This is a genomic window from Parabacteroides sp. ASF519 (assembly GCF_000364265.2).
Taxonomy (GTDB): domain Bacteria; phylum Bacteroidota; class Bacteroidia; order Bacteroidales; family Tannerellaceae; genus Parabacteroides; species Parabacteroides goldsteinii.
In genome coordinates, this window is the sequence record NZ_AQFV02000006.1 from 5,246,926 (window position 1) to 5,262,751 (window position 15,826).

Sequence of the window (15,826 nt, forward strand, 5' to 3'; positions counted from 1 at the left end):
TTATCGCCGCAAATATAGGGATAAAATCCGGAGAACAAAGGATTTGAAATACTGATGATACTAAAACTTTCTACATTTTACCAAAATTTTACTATTGTCGGCCTGGGTAGTAGCAAAAAGATATACATCTCCACCATCCATGATCTTTGTGCGTTTACGCAATTCTTCTACGGATAGAGGGAAATTACGGACAGTGATATTTGCACGGGGTATTTGTCCGGATATTCCTTTGCAGAGTTTCCCGGTAAAAGGGAATACCTCCTCTACAACAAAACTCCTGCCCGGAAAAACAGCTACTCCTATATCTGAGGTATAAAGATGGCTGCTCGTATGCAACTTTTCCAATCCGAAACGGGTAGCGGTACTTTTAAAGGCACCGGCTTTCAGCAACGAGGAATTGGGTTCATAGAGATAGTTTTTTACCTGACCGGACAGATGTAACTCTTCCCGACTCTCATCTTGCAAAGTAAAAATAAAAGATTCTTCCTCCCCATTGCCTGTATAATTAATGCAATGAATAACCGGAGAAGTTACGGACGCATCTCTTTCCACAACAAAAAGCAGTTCCTTACATTCGTTCTTTACCGACAACACATGGACTTCCACAGTTCTGGGTAAAAGCTCCAATGTCAACCGTATATCGGCCATAGGAGATAACTTTGCAATCACTTTCGGCGCATGGCGGAAGAGTTCCGGCAACAAGGCCGGCAGGTCGGGTTCACAATCCTGCAAAGCAAAAACCCGTTTATTCCCTTCGCCGCGACGGGCCGGGTCAATATAAAAAACATCGGTTCGGGGCAGTTGGGATATTAACATTGTGCTATCCCCTTCCATAACCGTTATATTGTCGACACCCAATGCTGAAAAATTATTACGGGCAGCCTCGCAATAAGCAGGGAAACGTTCTATATAAGTTACTTGGCGGACTTTCCGGGAGAAGTAATAACTGTCAATTCCCAGACCACCGGTCAGGTCGCACAGGGTTTCATCTTCCTTCACCAAACGCTGTTTGTAGGAAGCCGTCTGTTCAGATGAACATTGCTCTGCCGATATCTTTGAAGGAAATAACAAATCGTCGTTTGCATACCATAAAGGCAGCTTTTCCTTAATCTGCCGCCGGGAGGCAATCTGGTCTACTGCAAAAGGAACATCGATTGAAGGATAACGGGATGCACTCAGCAGAAGACGAGTCAAATCATCGCCTGCATGTTCTTTTACAAATCTCCGGAATTCATCTGTCTGTTTCATGCGACAAAGATAAGGTTTTTATGATTAGTGATACAACGAATATTTTTCAAAAAAAATCCGCAAATTATTTGCAGTTTGTCAGAGAATATCTATATTTGCTGCCGTAATAACAAAAACAGTCATGAGAACATTTATAGTAAATACATTTTGGTGGTGGCGCTCTTTACTCCTACAACGGTCGTAAGGAACGCAGTCCTGTGTATATACTAGTCAAGATATCATAGAAAGGCCTGTCGCACTTGCGACGGGCCTTTTTTCTTTTTAATCCATTTACGAATACAATTAAAACAACATAGCAAAAGATGAAAACGTATCAAGTTGACAAAAACGGTTATTATGGTGAGTTCGGCGGCGCTTATATCCCCGAAATCCTTCACCAGTGTGTGGAAAACTTACAGAACATCTATCTGGAAGTACTGGAAAGTGAAAGTTTCAAGCAGGAATTCAACCAATTGCTGCGCGACTACGTAGGCCGCCCCTCCCCCCTTTACCTGGCAAAACGATTAAGCGAAAAGTATGGTTGCAAGATTTATCTCAAACGGGAAGACCTCAACCATACGGGAGCCCACAAAATCAACAACACAATCGGACAGATTCTGCTGGCACGCCGCATGGGCAAAACCCGCATCATCGCCGAAACAGGTGCGGGACAGCACGGTGTTGCCACAGCTACCGTTTGCGCCCTGATGAACATGGAATGCATCGTTTACATGGGCAAGACGGACGTGGAACGCCAGCATGCCAACGTGCAGAAGATGGAGATGCTCGGTGCAACCGTCGTCCCTGTTACTTCCGGCAACATGACCCTGAAAGATGCAACAAACGAAGCAATCCGTGACTGGTGTTGTCACCCTTCCGATACGTATTACATCATCGGTTCCACAGTCGGTCCTCACCCTTATCCCGACATGGTAGCACGCCTGCAATCCGTTATCAGTGAAGAGATAAAGAAACAGTTACAGGAAAAAGAAGGGCGCGACCATCCGGATTACCTGATTGCCTGCGTCGGAGGCGGAAGCAATGCAGCCGGTACAATCTATCACTTTATCGACGACCAACGGGTGAAACTCGTACTGGCAGAAGCCGGAGGAAAAGGAATCTGTTCAGGTATGAGCGCCGCCACCATCCAACTGGGAAAGAAAGGAATCATACACGGAGCCCGTACCCTGGTCATGCAGAGCGAAGACGGACAAATCGAAGAGCCCTACTCTATCTCTGCCGGACTGGACTATCCGGGAATCGGCCCGATTCACGCCAATCTGTCCGTCAGCCACCGCGCCTCTATCCTGGCAGTCGATGACGACGAAGCACTGGAAGCCGCTTTCGAACTGACCCGCCTGGAAGGAATCATCCCGGCACTGGAAAGCGCCCATGCGCTGGGAGCACTCAGCAAAGTGAATTTCAAGCCGGAAGACGTAGTCGTGTTAACAGTCTCCGGTCGTGGCGATAAAGATATGGATACGTATATTGAATACAAAAACAGAAAGTAACCGATGAAAAACTATCATTTCAAAACGATAAGCAAACAGGTCCTGGGCGACCTGCACACTCCCGTCAGCATCTACCTGAAAGTACGGGATATCTATCCGGAATCAGCCCTGCTGGAAAGTTCGGACTTCCACGGAAACGAAAACAGCCTTTCCTTCATCGCCCTCTGCCCGCTGGCAAGTATCGGCATCAACAACGGCGAATGTACGGCAACCTTTCCCGACGGCAACCGCGAAGTGACTCCCCTCAGCGAAAGCTATAACGTGGCAGATGCCATGAACGCATTTCTGGGCCGTTACAGCATCGAAGGGGCAGACAAGAAAGTCTGCGGCCTGTTCGGATACACGGCCTTCGATGCTGTCCGTTACTTCGAAAACATTCCGGTCATGGAAGCCCATCACGAAGAGAACGATGCTCCCGACATGCTATACATATTATATAAGTATATCCTCGTCTTCAACCATTTCAAAAATGAACTGACATTGGTCGAATTATTGCAGGACGGTGAAAAGAGCAACTTGCAAGAGATCGAAACACTGATTGAAAACCGCAACTATGCTTCCTATAACTTTCAGACCACCGGGCCAGAGACTTCTCCTATCACCGGCGAAGAATATAAGGCCATGGTTCGCGAAGGTATCAAACACTGCCTGCGCGGTGATGTTTTCCAAATCGTTTTAAGCCGCCGTTTCGAACAACCGTTCAAAGGCGACGACTTTAAAGTCTACCGTGCCCTGAGAAGTGTCAATCCTTCCCCCTACCTTTTCTATTTTGACTTCGGCGGCTTCCGCATCTTCGGTTCTTCTCCCGAAACGCACTGCAAAGTGACAGAAGGCCATGCAAGCATCGACCCGATTGCCGGAACCGCTTTCCGCACAGGCAACGTGGCTCTCGACAAACAGCGTACAGAAGCCCTCCTCGCCGACCCGAAAGAGAATGCCGAACATGTCATGCTGGTAGACCTTGCCCGCAACGACCTGAGTCGCAACGCACACAACGTACAGGTCGATTTCTACAAGGAGGTACAATATTACAGTCACGTCATCCACCTGGTTTCCCGTGTAAGCGGCGAAGTGAACAGCGACAGCAACCCGGTAAAAACATACATCGACACCTTCCCGGCAGGAACCCTCAGCGGCGCCCCGAAAGTACGTGCCATGCAGCTTATCACCGACCTCGAAAAACATAACCGTGGAGCCTATGGTGGCTGCATCGGATTTATCGGCCTGGACGGTGACCTGAACCAGGCTATCACTATCCGCACCTTCGTCAGCCGCGGCAACGTACTGTATTACCAGGCCGGTGCCGGTATCGTAGCGAAAAGCAACGACGAACGCGAACTACAGGAAGTAAACAACAAGCTGGGAGCCTTGAAAAAGGCAATCGACCTGGCAGAGAAGTTGAAGAATTAAAAATTGAAAATTGAGAATTGAAAATTATGAGCAAGATATTATTATTCGACAATTATGATTCCTTCACCTATAACTTATTACACATCCTGAAGGAACTGGGTGCAGAGGTGGAAGTTCACCGCAATGACAAAATATCCTTGGAAGAAGTAGACCGCTTTGACAAAATCCTTCTTTCGCCGGGTCCCGGCATTCCGGAAGAAGCGGGCATCCTGCTTCCTTTAATCCGCCAATATGCCCCGACAAAAAGTATTCTGGGAGTATGCCTCGGAGAACAAGCGATTGGAGAAGCCTTCGGAGCAACCCTGATTAACCTGACGGACGTTCATCACGGCGTTTGTTCCAATATCCGGGTAACAGCTAAAGAACCGTTATTTGCCGGACTCGAAGCCGGATTCCGCGCCGGGCGTTACCACTCCTGGGCAGTCTCCCGCGAAAACTTCCCCGATTGCCTGGAAATAACAGCCGAAGATATGGAAGAAAAACAAATCATGGCATTGCGTCACCGTACGTACGATGTCCGGGGTATCCAGTTCCATCCGGAATCGGTCCTGACCCCGAAAGGCAAGATTATTATTGAAAACTGGCTGAAAGGATAACGAGGACTAATAAACATAAGAAAGAAGAGTTATGAAAGATATATTATACAGATTATTCGAACACCAGTACCTCGGCCGGGATGAAGCCCGCCAGATACTTCAGAATATGGCTGCCGGCCAATACAATGATTCCCAGATAGCCAGCCTCATCACCGTCTATCTGATGCGTAACATTTCCGTAGAAGAGCTATCCGGTTTCCGCGAAGCCCTGCTCGAAATGCGCGTACCGGTCGACCTGTCGGATTACAAGCCAATCGACATCGTCGGTACAGGGGGAGACGGCAAAAACACATTCAATATCAGTACCGCTTCCTGTTTTGTCGTTGCCGGAGCCGGTTACAATGTGGTGAAACATGGTAACTACGGCGCAACCTCCGTCAGCGGTGCCAGTAATGTGATGGAACAACATGGCGTCAAATTTACCAACGATATCGACAAACTACGCCAAAGCATGGACACCTGCCATATCGCATACCTGCATGCCCCTTTGTTCAATCCGGCCCTAAAAGCGGTAGCCCCGGTACGTAAAAGCCTGGGAGTACGCAGTTTCTTCAATATGCTCGGTCCGCTGGTGAATCCCGTTATGCCGACTTACCAGTTATTGGGTGTATATAATTTACCTTTGCTGCGGTTATACAGTTACACATACCAGGAAAGCGGGACGCGTTTTGCCGTTGTCCACAGCCTGGACGGGTACGATGAAATATCACTGACCTCCGACTTTAAGGTAGCAATGCCGGAGAAAGAGAAACTATATACCCGGAAATGCTTGGTTTTGCCCGTTGCACAGAGGATGACCTCGACGGCGGACAGACTGTCGAAGATGCCGCCCGCATCTTCAATAACGTAATGACCAATACGGCAACCCCGGCACAAAAGAACTGCGTAGTTGCCAACTCTGCCTTTGCCATCCAGGTCATCTGCCCGGAAAAGAAGATAGAAACCTGTATCGCCGAAGCCCGCGAATCGCTGGAAAGCGGCAGTGCACTGGCTACGCTAAAGAAGTTTATTTCACTGAATAATTGATTTATGAAAGATATATTGCAAGACATTATAGCCAACAAACGCATCGAAGTAGACCGGCAGAAACAAGCCGTACAGCTCCGTACGCTACTGGCATTGGGTGGTGAACGGCTGGAACGTACCACCTATTCGATGCGTGCCTCGCTGGCTGCATCTTCTTCGGGTATCATCGCCGAGTTTAAACGCAAAAGTCCTTCGAAAGGCTGGTTGCATCCGGATGCCGCCATCCCGGACATCATCCCGGCCTATCAGCAAGCCGGAGCTTCTGCCTGCTCGGTCCTGACCGACCCGCAGTTTTTCGGTGGTTCGTTGGGTGACCTCTGCCAGGCACGCAAGCTGGCTGAGATTCCTCTGTTGCGGAAAGATTTTATCATCGACGAATACCAGGTGTACCAGGCCCGGGTCATGGGAGCCGACGCAATTCTGTTAATCGCCGCCTGCCTCACCCCCGACCAATGCCTGTCACTGGCAGAGCTGGCGCATACCCTCCAACTGGAAACATTGCTGGAAATCCACAGCGAATCGGAATTGGGGCATCTCAACCCGCATATCGACATGCTCGGTGTTAACAACCGCAACCTCGGGACATTCCATACCGATGTGGAAAATTCGTTCCGTCTGGCAGAAATCATGCAGGAAGTCAGCAAAGAAAAGGACCTCGCTCCCCTCCTGGTTTCGGAAAGCGGAATATCAGACACAGCCACAGTAAGCCGCCTTCGTGAGGCTGGCTTCCGCGGTTTCCTGATTGGTGAGACATTTATGAAAACAGAAGAACCGGGCGATACTTTGTCCGCTTTCATAGGAGGTTTGCCATGCTAATCAAGGTTTGCGGCATGCGGGAACCGGAAAATATCCGGCAGGTAGCAGAGACGGGAATCGACTGGATGGGATTCATCTTTTACGCTCGCTCCGCTCGCTCAATTGACAATGGAAAATGGACAATTGAAAATGAAAGAAAGAGTTCCTCTCTTAATAATTCTCAATTCTCAATTTTCAATTTTCAATTGAAGAGGGTCGGCGTCTTCGTCAACGCCACGCCGGATGAAATGATGGAAACAGCCGCCCGTTACCGGCTCGATTACCTGCAATTACATGGAAACGAATCGCCGGACATCTGCTATACCCTCCATAAACGGGGATATGCAATCATCAAGGCATTTTCTATCGCCACCGAAGAAGATTTAAAACCAGTCGCCGATTACGAAGGCCGTGCCGACTATTTTCTTTTCGACACCAAATGCAGCAGCTATGGCGGTTCAGGCAAACAGTTCGACTGGTCGGTACTCTCCGCCTACAAAGGGCAAACGCCTTTCCTGCTCAGCGGCGGTATCAACCCCGACAGCGTAGAAGCCCTCCGGAACTTCAGCCACCCGAAACTGGCCGGTATCGACCTCAATAGTGGTTTCGAAACCAGTCCGGGCATGAAAGACGTAGAGAAACTGAAAACATTTATTGACAAGATTAAAAATAAAAAAACTGACATATGAATCGTATTACAAACTTATTCGAAACAAAAAAGAACGGCATCCTGTCCGTTTACTTTACAGCAGGTTATCCTCAGCTAAATGATACGGTAACCATTCTGAAAGAACTGGAAGCAAAAGGTATCAACATGGTCGAAGTAGGCATCCCTTTTTCCGACCCGATGGCAGACGGTCCCGTCATCCAGGAAGCCGCTACACAGGCATTGCGAAACGGCATGTCGCTCCACCTCCTGTTCGAACAGTTGAAAGACATACGAAAAGAGGTACAAATGCCTTTAGTTCTGATGGGCTACCTCAATCCGATTATGCAATTCGGCTTCGAAGACTTCTGTAAAAAATGTGTGGAAGTAGGTATCGACGGCATGATTATCCCCGACCTCCCTTTCGCCGACTACATGTCCGACTACAAAGAGATAGCCGACCGCTACGACCTGAAAATGATTATGCTTATCACCCCTGAAACCTCCGAAGACCGTATCCGCCTGATTGACGAACACACTTCCGGCTTCATCTATATGGTATCGAGTGCAGCAATAACAGGTGCACAGCAGAGTTTCGACGACCAGAAACAGGCCTATTTCCGCCGTATCAACGGAATGAACCTGCAAAATCCCCGCCTGGTAGGTTTCGGAATCTCCAATAAAGCCACCTTCGATGCCGCCTCCTCTAATTCCTCAGGCGCCATCATCGGCAGCAAATTTATCCAATTGCTGAAAAGCGAAACTACAATCCCCGGAGCTGTAGATGCATTACTGGAAGGTTTGAAAAAATAGGACGGCAACCTGCCTGAAATGGGTAGGCATCGAAACAACAACGGACAAGCATCGCTTTATCTATGGATGCCTGTCCGTTTTTAGATTAATAAAATATACTCGAAAAAACAGCAACTTACAACAATGTTATTCCCTACTATTTAGTACATTTGCCAAAAACAGGAACGTCTTTTGTGCATTTTTGCCATTTTCAGGAACATAAAATTGATTTTATCATGGAATTATATCGTAGCATCATTGAAGATTTAAAAGATTGGAAAAGCAGACCGGATAGAAAGCCTCTAATTTTAAAGGGGGCCAGACAAACTGGAAAAACATGGATATCATGAAACTAATATCAATCCGATAATCTTTATACATCTGAAAAAAAACAGTTACCAGTTTATAACCGACAACTGTTTCTCTTTTCAGCGGAAAGCGAGGGATTCGAACCCCCGGAACAGTTACCCGTTCACCGCATTTCGAGTGCGGCCCATTCGACCACTCTGGCAGCTTTCCTGATCGTTGACGCAACAAATGTATAAAAAATTTGATACCGTTATCCTCCGAAGGTCCTTTTTTTCTGCACACAGCACTACTATGTCAGTCCCAACAACACTATTATGCTAATACCCATAGCACTATAGTATCATACAACACAGCACTATAGTGCTAAAAAAAGGGAGTAACCTCTCGGCACTCCCAATCCTATCGTGTTAACGAATTGAATGTTATTATTTGAAATAACGGTTATATAATCCTTCGAAACCTTTACCATGGCGGGCTTCGTCTTTACACATTTCGTGTACTGTATCGTGGATAGCATCCAGATTCTGCTGTTTTGCCAATGTAGCGATACGTTTTTTATCTTCGCAGGCACCGGCTTCTGCTTCCATACGTTTTTTCAGGTTAGTCTTTGTATCCCAAACAACATCACCTAACAGCTCTGCAAACTTGGCAGCATGTTCAGCTTCTTCCCATGCATAACGTTTGAATGCTTCTGCTACTTCAGGATAACCTTCGCGGTCTGCCTGGCGACTCATTGCCAGATACATACCTACCTCAGTACATTCACCCATAAAGTGAGCGTTCAACCCCTCAAGAATAACAGGGTCAACACCTTTTGCAACACCTAATACGTGTTCGTCTACAAACTGCAGAGCGCCTGTTGTTTCTACCAGTTCTTTGAACTTGCTTTTCGGTTGTTTACATTGCGGACAGAATTCAGGAGCTTCGTCACCTTCATGAACATAACCACATACTGTGCAGATCCATTTCTTTTTCATCTTCGTAAAATTTTATTGGTTGTATAACTATTAGTATAATCTTTTGTTATTCGCTGTGACAAAATTAACCAAACAAATCTAAACAGCAAGAGATAAGCCGATAGAAATATTCTATCTGTTAATTGATAAAAACTATGGAACTTATTCAAAGCGGCAAATGTTAGATTATAAAACTTACATATAGTATGGATACATTAAAGATTACAAGCCTCTTAGGCGACAAAGCAGAATATTTACTGGGTCACACCTGTAAAACGATAGACAAATCACTGATTCACATACCATCTCCTTCAACAGTCGATGATATCTGGATCAATACGGACAGAAACATTCAGACATTAAATAATTTACAACGGATGTTGGGAAGCGGACGTCTGGCTAACACCGGTTATCTGTCTATCCTCCCGGTCGACCAGGACATAGAACATACGGCCGGAGCATCATTCGCCCCGAATCCCATTTATTTCGATCCGGAAAACATCGTGAAACTGGCAATCGAAGGCGGTTGCAACGCTGTCGCTTCCACATTCGGAAACCTGGGAGCTGTGGCACGTAAATATGCACATAAAATACCGTTCCTCGTAAAACTCAATCACAATGAATTGCTTACTTATCCGAACAGCTACAATCAGGTGATGTTTGGCACAGTCAAGGAAGCCTGGAACATGGGGGCCGCAGCAGTCGGTGCCACCATCTATTTCGGTTCTGCGGAAAGCCGTGAGCAACTGGTCGAGATTGCGGATGCATTCGAGTATGCACACGAACTAGGTATGGCAACCGTCCTCTGGTGCTATCTGAGGAACAATGATTTCAAAAAAGATGGCGTAGATTATCATGCAGCAGCCGACCTGACCGGTCAGGCCAACCATCTGGGTGTAACAATCAAAGCAGATATCGTTAAACAAAAACTGCCGTCCAACAACGGCGGCTTCACAGCCATCAACTTCGGTAAGGTAGATAAAAAGATGTACACCGAACTGACGACCGAACATCCGATCGACCTTTGTCGTTACCAGGTAGCAAACGGTTATATGGGCCGTGTCGGCCTAATAAATTCCGGAGGAGAATCACACGGTGCCTCCGACCTGAAAGAAGCCGTCATCACTGCTGTCATCAACAAACGTGCCGGCGGCATGGGCCTGATCAGCGGACGTAAAGCATTCCAGCGTTCCATGAAAGATGGCGTCGAACTGCTTCACACCATCCAGGACGTTTACCTGGATCCGGAGATCACGATTGCATAAACAAGCAACGACATACAGGAAGTGCATGGAAGGATATATCTTTTCATGCACTTTTTTATTTACCTTTGCACCGATTCAATAAAGGCAAAATGAAATCAGATGCTTATAAAGGCCATCTGGCTATGCTGGGGGCAAATATATTATGGGGGCTGATGTCTCCCGTTTCAAAAGCCGTATTAATGGCTGGTCCGGTCAGTGCGTTGTCGCTCACGACTTTCCGCATGGTGGGAGCGGCTGTCGTTTTCTGGCTGGCGTCACTCTTCACCAAAAAAGAACATGTCAACCATCAGGACCTTGCGAAGCTGTTCTTCGCCGCGTTACTGGGAATCGTACTGAACCAGGGGTCATTCATCTTCGGCGTTTCCCTGACCTCGCCTATCAATGCCTCCATAGTCACGACAACAACGCCTATCATTACTATGATTATTGCGGCATTCTACCTGAAAGAACCTGTCACCGGAAAAAAGGTAATCGGTATCTTTGTCGGGGCAGCCGGAGCCTTGTTGCTGATTCTAAGCAGTCAAAGCGCAGCGGCCGGTAGCGGTAAAAGCAGCAATATATGGGGTGACCTGCTCTGCCTGCTGGCACAGTTCAGTTTCTCTTTTTATTTTGTGTTGTTCAAGGGATTAATAGGCAAATATTCCCCTATCACATTGATGAAATGGATGTTCACATACGCTTCCATCTGCACGATACCGTTCTCCTACAACCATATTGCAGGTATCGATTTCCTGAATCTTCCTTCTGAATTGTATATGGGTATCATTTATGTCGTACTGGGAGGTACTTTCCTGCCTTACCTGTTCATTCCTATCGGACAAAACCTGTTGCGCCCGACAGTAGCTTGTATGTATAATTACGTACAACCAATCGTTGCGTCACTGATTGCCGTACTTTGGGGGATGGATACTTTTGGAGTGATGAAAGGGATTGCCGTAGCATTGGTATTTACCGGCGTTTATATCGTAACACAAAGTAAATCGAGGGCCCAGTTAGAGGCCCTCTGAAATACCTTTCCATAAATTATCGTCAGGGACAGGGGCTACAATCTTTATCAATTCTTTGGATACCGGATGGATAAACTCGGCACTCCGGGAATGGAGACTGATACCACCATCTTTATTCGAACGCTCGGCACCATATTTCAGGTCTCCTTTAATCGGACACCCCATCTTTGCCAACTGGCAGCGTATCTGATGATGCCGGCCGGTTTTCAGGTCTATTTCCAATAAGAAATAATTATCCGAATGCGCAATCACCTTATAATGAAGAATCGCTTTCTTTGAATCCGGACGTTCGGTATCGTAAGCGTAACTCTTGTTTTGTTTCTCGTTACGGACCAGCCAGTTCACCAGTTCGCCTTCTTCAGCCGGCGGACAGTTCTTGACAATGGCCCAATAGGTTTTCTTCACCTCTCCTACCCGGAACATCTCGTTCAGGCGGGGCAAAGCTTTACTGGTCTTGGCAAACAGGACTACACCGCTCACCGGACGGTCCAGCCGGTGGGTAACACCGACATACACATTTCCCGGCTTGCAATACTTCTCTTTCAGCCACGCCTTGAGCATTTCCGAAAGAGGAGTATCACCGGTTTTATCTCCTTGTACAATCTCACGGCATGTTTTGTTTACCGCGATGATATGATTGTCTTCGTAGATAACTTCCATATTACATATTCATACCGCCGTCTACCTGAATCACCTGTCCGGATACATAAGCAGACAAATCAGATGCCAGGAATGTAGCTACATTTGCCACATCTTCAGTAGTACCGCCGCGGCGCAAAGGAATCTTCTTGTTCCATTCTTCTCTTACTTCTTCCGGCAATTTCGCAGTCATATCGGTAATGATAAAACCAGGAGCGATTGCATTAGCACGGATACCTCGTGAACCCAGTTCCTGAGCCACCGATTTAGCCAAACCGATCATACCGGCTTTTGAAGCCGAATAGTTGCTCTGACCGGCATTCCCGTGAACACCTACGACAGAAGACATATTGATAATGTTACCTGCACGCTGTTTCATCATGACCGGAGTACAAGCATGAATGAAGTTGAAAGCCGATTTCAGGTTCACATTCAGGACAGCATCCCACTGACCTTCGCTCATACGCATCATCAGGCCGTCTTTCGTGATACCGGCATTGTTAACCAGAATATCGATACGACCGAAGTCTTTCACGATTTCCGCCACTACATTATGAGTCTCTTCAAAGTTGGCTGCATTAGAAGCATATCCTTTTGCTTTAACGCCTAAAGCTTCGATTTCTTTCTGTGTAGCTTCACCGTTCTCGTCGATAACCAGGTCTGTAAATGCGATATTTGCACCTTCAGCGGCAAACTTTAAAGCGATAGCCTTACCGATACCGCGTGCAGCACCGGTTACAATGGCAACTTTTCCTTCTAATAATTTCATAATATTTCTATTTACGTTTATATTAACACTGTATCAGACAAGCACCCGCCGAATATCCGCCGCCGAAGACGGTCAGACAAACCAGGTCGCCTTTCTTGAATGTATGGTCATTCTGCGCATACACCAAAGCCGAACTAACCGAACCGGTATTACCCAGTTCTTCGATATTATGCAGGAACTTTTCTTCCGGCAAATTCAGCTGCTTGGCAATATTGGACATGATACGCATATTTGCCTGGTGACCGATGAAATAAGTCAGGTCATCCAACGCAAATCCGTTCTTCTCCAACAGATAAACTGCATTTTTAGGCATGTAGGTACAAGCCTGGATAAACACGTCGCGACCTTCCGGCATCTGGATACCACCGTCACGAGGACGCAACTGCACACCTTCAGGCCCTTTCCCCAGATGGCCCAACCCCTGTGTAAATACTTCAATGATATGCGGATCTTTCTCTGTCACACGTTCCTTTGAAATAAAGAACGCCGCAGCGGCATCTCCCCAGAGGTGACCGGCTTTCGGATCTGTTTCATTATAATAAGCGGAATTTTTATCTGCTGAAAGGATTAAAGCCTTTGTAGCCTTTCCCATGGCAAAATAACCTTCCACAACTTCCAGCGCATTTAAAAAAGAGGAACAGGCAGATGATAAATACAACGCTTTCGCATTTGTAATATTAAACTCACGCTGCGTATAATGGGCTGCGGTAGCAACTGTATCGTACGGAGAATAGGATGCTGAGATAATCAAATCAACTTCCGTAATGTCATACGGCAATTTTGGCAGTGCGTTACGTACGGCGTCCATTCCCATGGTACAAATTGTCTCTTCCGGTTTGGCTTTGGACCGGGTTTTAATACCCGTACGCTGTTCAATCCATTCACTTGTCAACCCGTTTAATTCCAAAAAATGTTGGTTGTGCACCCGCTCTTCAGGCACATAAAACCCTGTTGCATTAATAAACATCTCTGGTTTACTTTATCTTTATTCCGTTGAATATTAAATTCATTACATTATCTCTCCGCTTAATCCGCTGGCTGATATTATCTCCCATAATACCCCTTATATAAGGAACTTCCAATCCCTTTAAGGCATGATGTAGCACCACTGCTGTTATTTCTGTATCAGGCATTGCAAAGATTCCTTCCTTCACTCCGGCATCCAATATTCCCTTCAATAATTCTGTCTCACGTATGTCAAAGTTCTTACGAACCTTCTCCACGCGCCATATATCACGGAAAAAGTTAGCTTTCAGCGTACCATTACGAAATACGAGCGCTTTGATAGCATCCAATCTGGCATAGATGAATGTCATCAACTTCTCATCAGCTGGCAAATCCTTTCCGGCAACATCAAGCAGCATCTTGTATAACTGGTCCAGCTCCGATTCCACCACAGCCAGATAAATCTCATTTTTGCTCTTGAAATACGTATATAACGTACGTCTGCCTTTCCGGGAAGCCTGTGCAATATCGTTCATTGTCGTATTATCAACCCCCATGCGGGCAAACAATTGCCTGGCCACATCCACCAACATTTCGCGTGTTTTAGAAACTGTCATCGGCATTGTATTGCACATTTTGATTAAAACTGTGCGCAAAGTACCTAAAAAAGATTGGTTCTACCAAGTATATTAAAAAAAACTTACAATAAATTTGTTTTATAAGAGAAAATCCCTACCTTTGCACTCGCAATCACGAAATAATTGTAAACTATATCGCGGAGTGGAGCAGTGGTAGCTCGTTGGGCTCATAACCCAAAGGTCGTAAGTTCGAGTCTTGCCTCCGCAACTATCTAAAGGCTTTCAGTATTCACTGGAGGCCTTTTTCTTTTTTATCTTTCCTAAGCTTTATTAGCCAAATTTAAGCCGTCAATTTCCGCCCCGGCATGTTTATTGTAATGTAGATGTATGGATATCAACCGACAAAAAGACTTAACAATATAATAATATGGCTTATATAGACTATTACAACATTCTAGGGGTGAACAAAGGCGCTTCACAGGACGACATTAAAAAAGCGTACAAGAAGCTGGCCCGTAAATATCATCCGGACCTGAATCCGAACGATCCGGATGCTCACCGGAAATTCCAGGAGATCAACGAAGCCAATGAAGTACTGAGCGACCCGGAAAAACGGAAGAAATACGACCAATACGGTGAAAACTGGAAACATGCCGACCAGTTCGAAGCTCAACAGAACCAATACGGACAGTATCAGGGCGGCTTCGGTGGTTTTAGCGGCTTTGGAGGCAGCAACGGCGGGGGTGCCCAATGGAGTGCCTCAAACGACGGCAGCGGCTTCTCCGACTTCTTCGAATCCATGTTCGGAGGCGGCGGTCGTGGCAGAGGCAACCATGCTTTCCGCGGCCAGGACTATAATGCAGAACTGCATGTCTCTTTGGCAGATGCAGCCCAAACACACAAACAGGTTATTACCGTCAACGGTAAGAATCTGCGCATAACCGTACCAGCCGGTATCGCAGACGGACAGACCATCAAGCTGAAAGGCCAGGGCGGTCCGGGTGTAAACGGCGGACCTGCCGGCGATCTGTACATCACATTCAGCATAGCAGAAGACAGCCGTTTCAAACGGGTTGGCGACGATTTATATATAACCGCCCCGTTGAACCTCTACACTGCCATACTGGGTGGCGAACAAATCGTAGAAACAATGGACGGCAAGGTAAAACTGAAAGTGGCTGCCGGAACGCAGAACAACAGCAAAGTCCGCCTGAAAGGCAAAGGTTTCCCTGTCTATAAAAAAGACGGGCAGTTCGGTGACCTCATCGTCACCTACTCCATCGAGATACCGACTAATCTGACGGACAAACAAAAAGAGTTGTTCCGCGAAATACAGAGTCTTAATCAATAAAACA

General features: G+C 46.7%; 15 protein-coding genes, 2 tRNA genes and 1 pseudogene. 11 read left to right on the top strand and 7 right to left on the bottom strand.

The genetic code is table 11. The features are described from left to right. Positions 1–60 precede the first annotated feature (60 nt). Positions 61–1,248 carry a THUMP-like domain-containing protein gene (locus C825_RS20950; RefSeq protein ID WP_010800038.1) on the bottom strand — a complete coding sequence of 396 codons (1,188 nt, stop codon included), beginning with the start codon at positions 1,246–1,248 and terminating at the stop codon, positions 61–63. A gap of 302 nt (positions 1,249–1,550) precedes the next feature. Here C825_RS20950 and trpB point away from each other — a divergent pair, with 302 nt between their 5' ends. From trpB to trpA, 7 genes and pseudogenes are all read left to right on the top strand, one after another. Next, positions 1,551–2,738, top strand: coding sequence for a tryptophan synthase subunit beta (trpB, locus tag C825_RS20955; protein ID WP_010800039.1), 1,188 nt, complete (start codon positions 1,551–1,553; stop codon positions 2,736–2,738). 3 nt (positions 2,739–2,741) lie between these two features. Continuing rightward, positions 2,742–4,148 carry an anthranilate synthase component I family protein gene (locus tag C825_RS20960; RefSeq protein ID WP_010800040.1) on the top strand — a complete coding sequence of 469 codons (1,407 nt, stop codon included), beginning with the start codon at positions 2,742–2,744 and terminating at the stop codon, positions 4,146–4,148. A 26-nt stretch (positions 4,149–4,174) separates the two neighbouring features. After that, positions 4,175–4,744 (top strand): anthranilate synthase component II, encoded by a 570-nt coding sequence (locus C825_RS20965; protein ID WP_010800041.1) that lies wholly within the window; start codon positions 4,175–4,177, stop codon positions 4,742–4,744. A 31-nt stretch (positions 4,745–4,775) separates the two neighbouring features. Then, positions 4,776–5,770: pseudogene (gene trpD, locus C825_RS20970) on the top strand (anthranilate phosphoribosyltransferase). A gap of 3 nt (positions 5,771–5,773) precedes the next feature. Then, positions 5,774–6,586: an indole-3-glycerol phosphate synthase TrpC gene (gene trpC / locus C825_RS20975; RefSeq protein ID WP_007652531.1), complete on the top strand. Its 813-nt coding sequence runs from the start codon at positions 5,774–5,776 to the stop codon at positions 6,584–6,586. After that, a complete protein-coding gene (locus tag C825_RS20980) occupies positions 6,580–7,254 on the top strand; it encodes a phosphoribosylanthranilate isomerase (RefSeq protein WP_044215157.1) in 675 nt (224 codons plus the stop codon). The genes trpC and C825_RS20980 overlap by 7 nt, the downstream gene beginning before the upstream one ends. Further along, positions 7,251–8,024 (top strand): tryptophan synthase subunit alpha, encoded by a 774-nt coding sequence (trpA, locus tag C825_RS20985; protein ID WP_010800044.1) that lies wholly within the window; start codon positions 7,251–7,253, stop codon positions 8,022–8,024. Before C825_RS20980 ends, trpA begins: the two co-directional genes overlap by 4 nt. Positions 8,025–8,435: 411 nt before the next feature. Here trpA and C825_RS20995 read toward each other — a convergent pair. Together C825_RS20995 and C825_RS21000 are read right to left on the bottom strand one after the other, a co-directional pair. Beyond that, positions 8,436–8,522 (bottom strand) — tRNA-Ser (locus tag C825_RS20995). A gap of 215 nt (positions 8,523–8,737) precedes the next feature. After that, complete coding sequence (locus C825_RS21000) at positions 8,738–9,289, bottom strand: NADH peroxidase (protein ID WP_007652517.1); 552 nt, start codon at positions 9,287–9,289, stop codon at positions 8,738–8,740. Between the two features lie 185 nt (positions 9,290–9,474). Between C825_RS21000 and C825_RS21005 the strand changes: the two genes are divergently transcribed. After that, entirely contained in the window at positions 9,475–10,533 is a 1,059-nt protein-coding gene (locus tag C825_RS21005) for a class I fructose-bisphosphate aldolase (protein WP_010800045.1), read from the top strand. Positions 10,534–10,622: 89 nt separating this feature from the next. Continuing rightward, positions 10,623–11,540 (top strand): DMT family transporter, encoded by a 918-nt coding sequence (locus C825_RS21010; protein WP_010800046.1) that lies wholly within the window; start codon positions 10,623–10,625, stop codon positions 11,538–11,540. Here C825_RS21010 and C825_RS21015 read toward each other — a convergent pair. The 4 genes from C825_RS21015 to C825_RS21030 are packed head-to-tail and all read right to left on the bottom strand — an operon-like array spanning position 11,526 to position 14,516. Beyond that, complete coding sequence (locus C825_RS21015; RefSeq protein WP_007652514.1) at positions 11,526–12,200, bottom strand: RluA family pseudouridine synthase; 675 nt, start codon at positions 12,198–12,200, stop codon at positions 11,526–11,528. The genes C825_RS21010 and C825_RS21015 overlap by 15 nt on opposite strands. 1 nt (position 12,201) lies before the next feature. Then, positions 12,202–12,948: a 3-oxoacyl-[acyl-carrier-protein] reductase gene (gene fabG, locus C825_RS21020; protein ID WP_007652512.1), complete on the bottom strand. Its 747-nt coding sequence runs from the start codon at positions 12,946–12,948 to the stop codon at positions 12,202–12,204. Between the two features lie 22 nt (positions 12,949–12,970). Next, positions 12,971–13,915: a 3-oxoacyl-ACP synthase III family protein gene (locus C825_RS21025; protein WP_007652511.1), complete on the bottom strand. Its 945-nt coding sequence runs from the start codon at positions 13,913–13,915 to the stop codon at positions 12,971–12,973. Positions 13,916–13,922: 7 nt separating this feature from the next. Continuing rightward, complete coding sequence (locus C825_RS21030; protein WP_007652508.1) at positions 13,923–14,516, bottom strand: TetR/AcrR family transcriptional regulator; 594 nt, start codon at positions 14,514–14,516, stop codon at positions 13,923–13,925. Between the two features lie 151 nt (positions 14,517–14,667). Here C825_RS21030 and C825_RS21035 point away from each other — a divergent pair. After that, positions 14,668–14,739, top strand: a tRNA-Met gene (locus C825_RS21035). Between the two features lie 159 nt (positions 14,740–14,898). Then, on the top strand, positions 14,899–15,822 hold the full coding sequence (locus C825_RS21040; protein WP_010800047.1) for a DnaJ C-terminal domain-containing protein: 924 nt from the start codon (positions 14,899–14,901) through the stop codon (positions 15,820–15,822). Positions 15,823–15,826: the final 4 nt, after the last annotated feature.

Bases quoted from the DNA above. Each gene is read 5' to 3' on its own strand.
- C825_RS20950 (WP_010800038.1), bottom strand. From the start codon at position 1,248: ATGAAACAGACAGATGAATTCCGGAGATTTGTAAAAGAACATGCAGGC.
- trpB (WP_010800039.1), top strand. From the start codon at position 1,551: ATGAAAACGTATCAAGTTGACAAAAACGGTTATTATGGTGAGTTCGGC.
- C825_RS20960 (WP_010800040.1), top strand. From the start codon at position 2,742: ATGAAAAACTATCATTTCAAAACGATAAGCAAACAGGTCCTGGGCGAC.
- C825_RS20965 (WP_010800041.1), top strand. From the start codon at position 4,175: ATGAGCAAGATATTATTATTCGACAATTATGATTCCTTCACCTATAAC.
- trpC (WP_007652531.1), top strand. From the start codon at position 5,774: ATGAAAGATATATTGCAAGACATTATAGCCAACAAACGCATCGAAGTA.
- C825_RS20980 (WP_044215157.1), top strand. From the start codon at position 6,580: ATGCTAATCAAGGTTTGCGGCATGCGGGAACCGGAAAATATCCGGCAG.
- trpA (WP_010800044.1), top strand. From the start codon at position 7,251: ATGAATCGTATTACAAACTTATTCGAAACAAAAAAGAACGGCATCCTG.
- C825_RS21000 (WP_007652517.1), bottom strand. From the start codon at position 9,289: ATGAAAAAGAAATGGATCTGCACAGTATGTGGTTATGTTCATGAAGGT.
- C825_RS21005 (WP_010800045.1), top strand. From the start codon at position 9,475: ATGGATACATTAAAGATTACAAGCCTCTTAGGCGACAAAGCAGAATAT.
- C825_RS21010 (WP_010800046.1), top strand. From the start codon at position 10,623: ATGAAATCAGATGCTTATAAAGGCCATCTGGCTATGCTGGGGGCAAAT.
- C825_RS21015 (WP_007652514.1), bottom strand. From the start codon at position 12,200: ATGGAAGTTATCTACGAAGACAATCATATCATCGCGGTAAACAAAACA.
- fabG (WP_007652512.1), bottom strand. From the start codon at position 12,948: ATGAAATTATTAGAAGGAAAAGTTGCCATTGTAACCGGTGCTGCACGC.
- C825_RS21025 (WP_007652511.1), bottom strand. From the start codon at position 13,915: ATGTTTATTAATGCAACAGGGTTTTATGTGCCTGAAGAGCGGGTGCAC.
- C825_RS21030 (WP_007652508.1), bottom strand. From the start codon at position 14,516: ATGCCGATGACAGTTTCTAAAACACGCGAAATGTTGGTGGATGTGGCC.
- C825_RS21040 (WP_010800047.1), top strand. From the start codon at position 14,899: ATGGCTTATATAGACTATTACAACATTCTAGGGGTGAACAAAGGCGCT.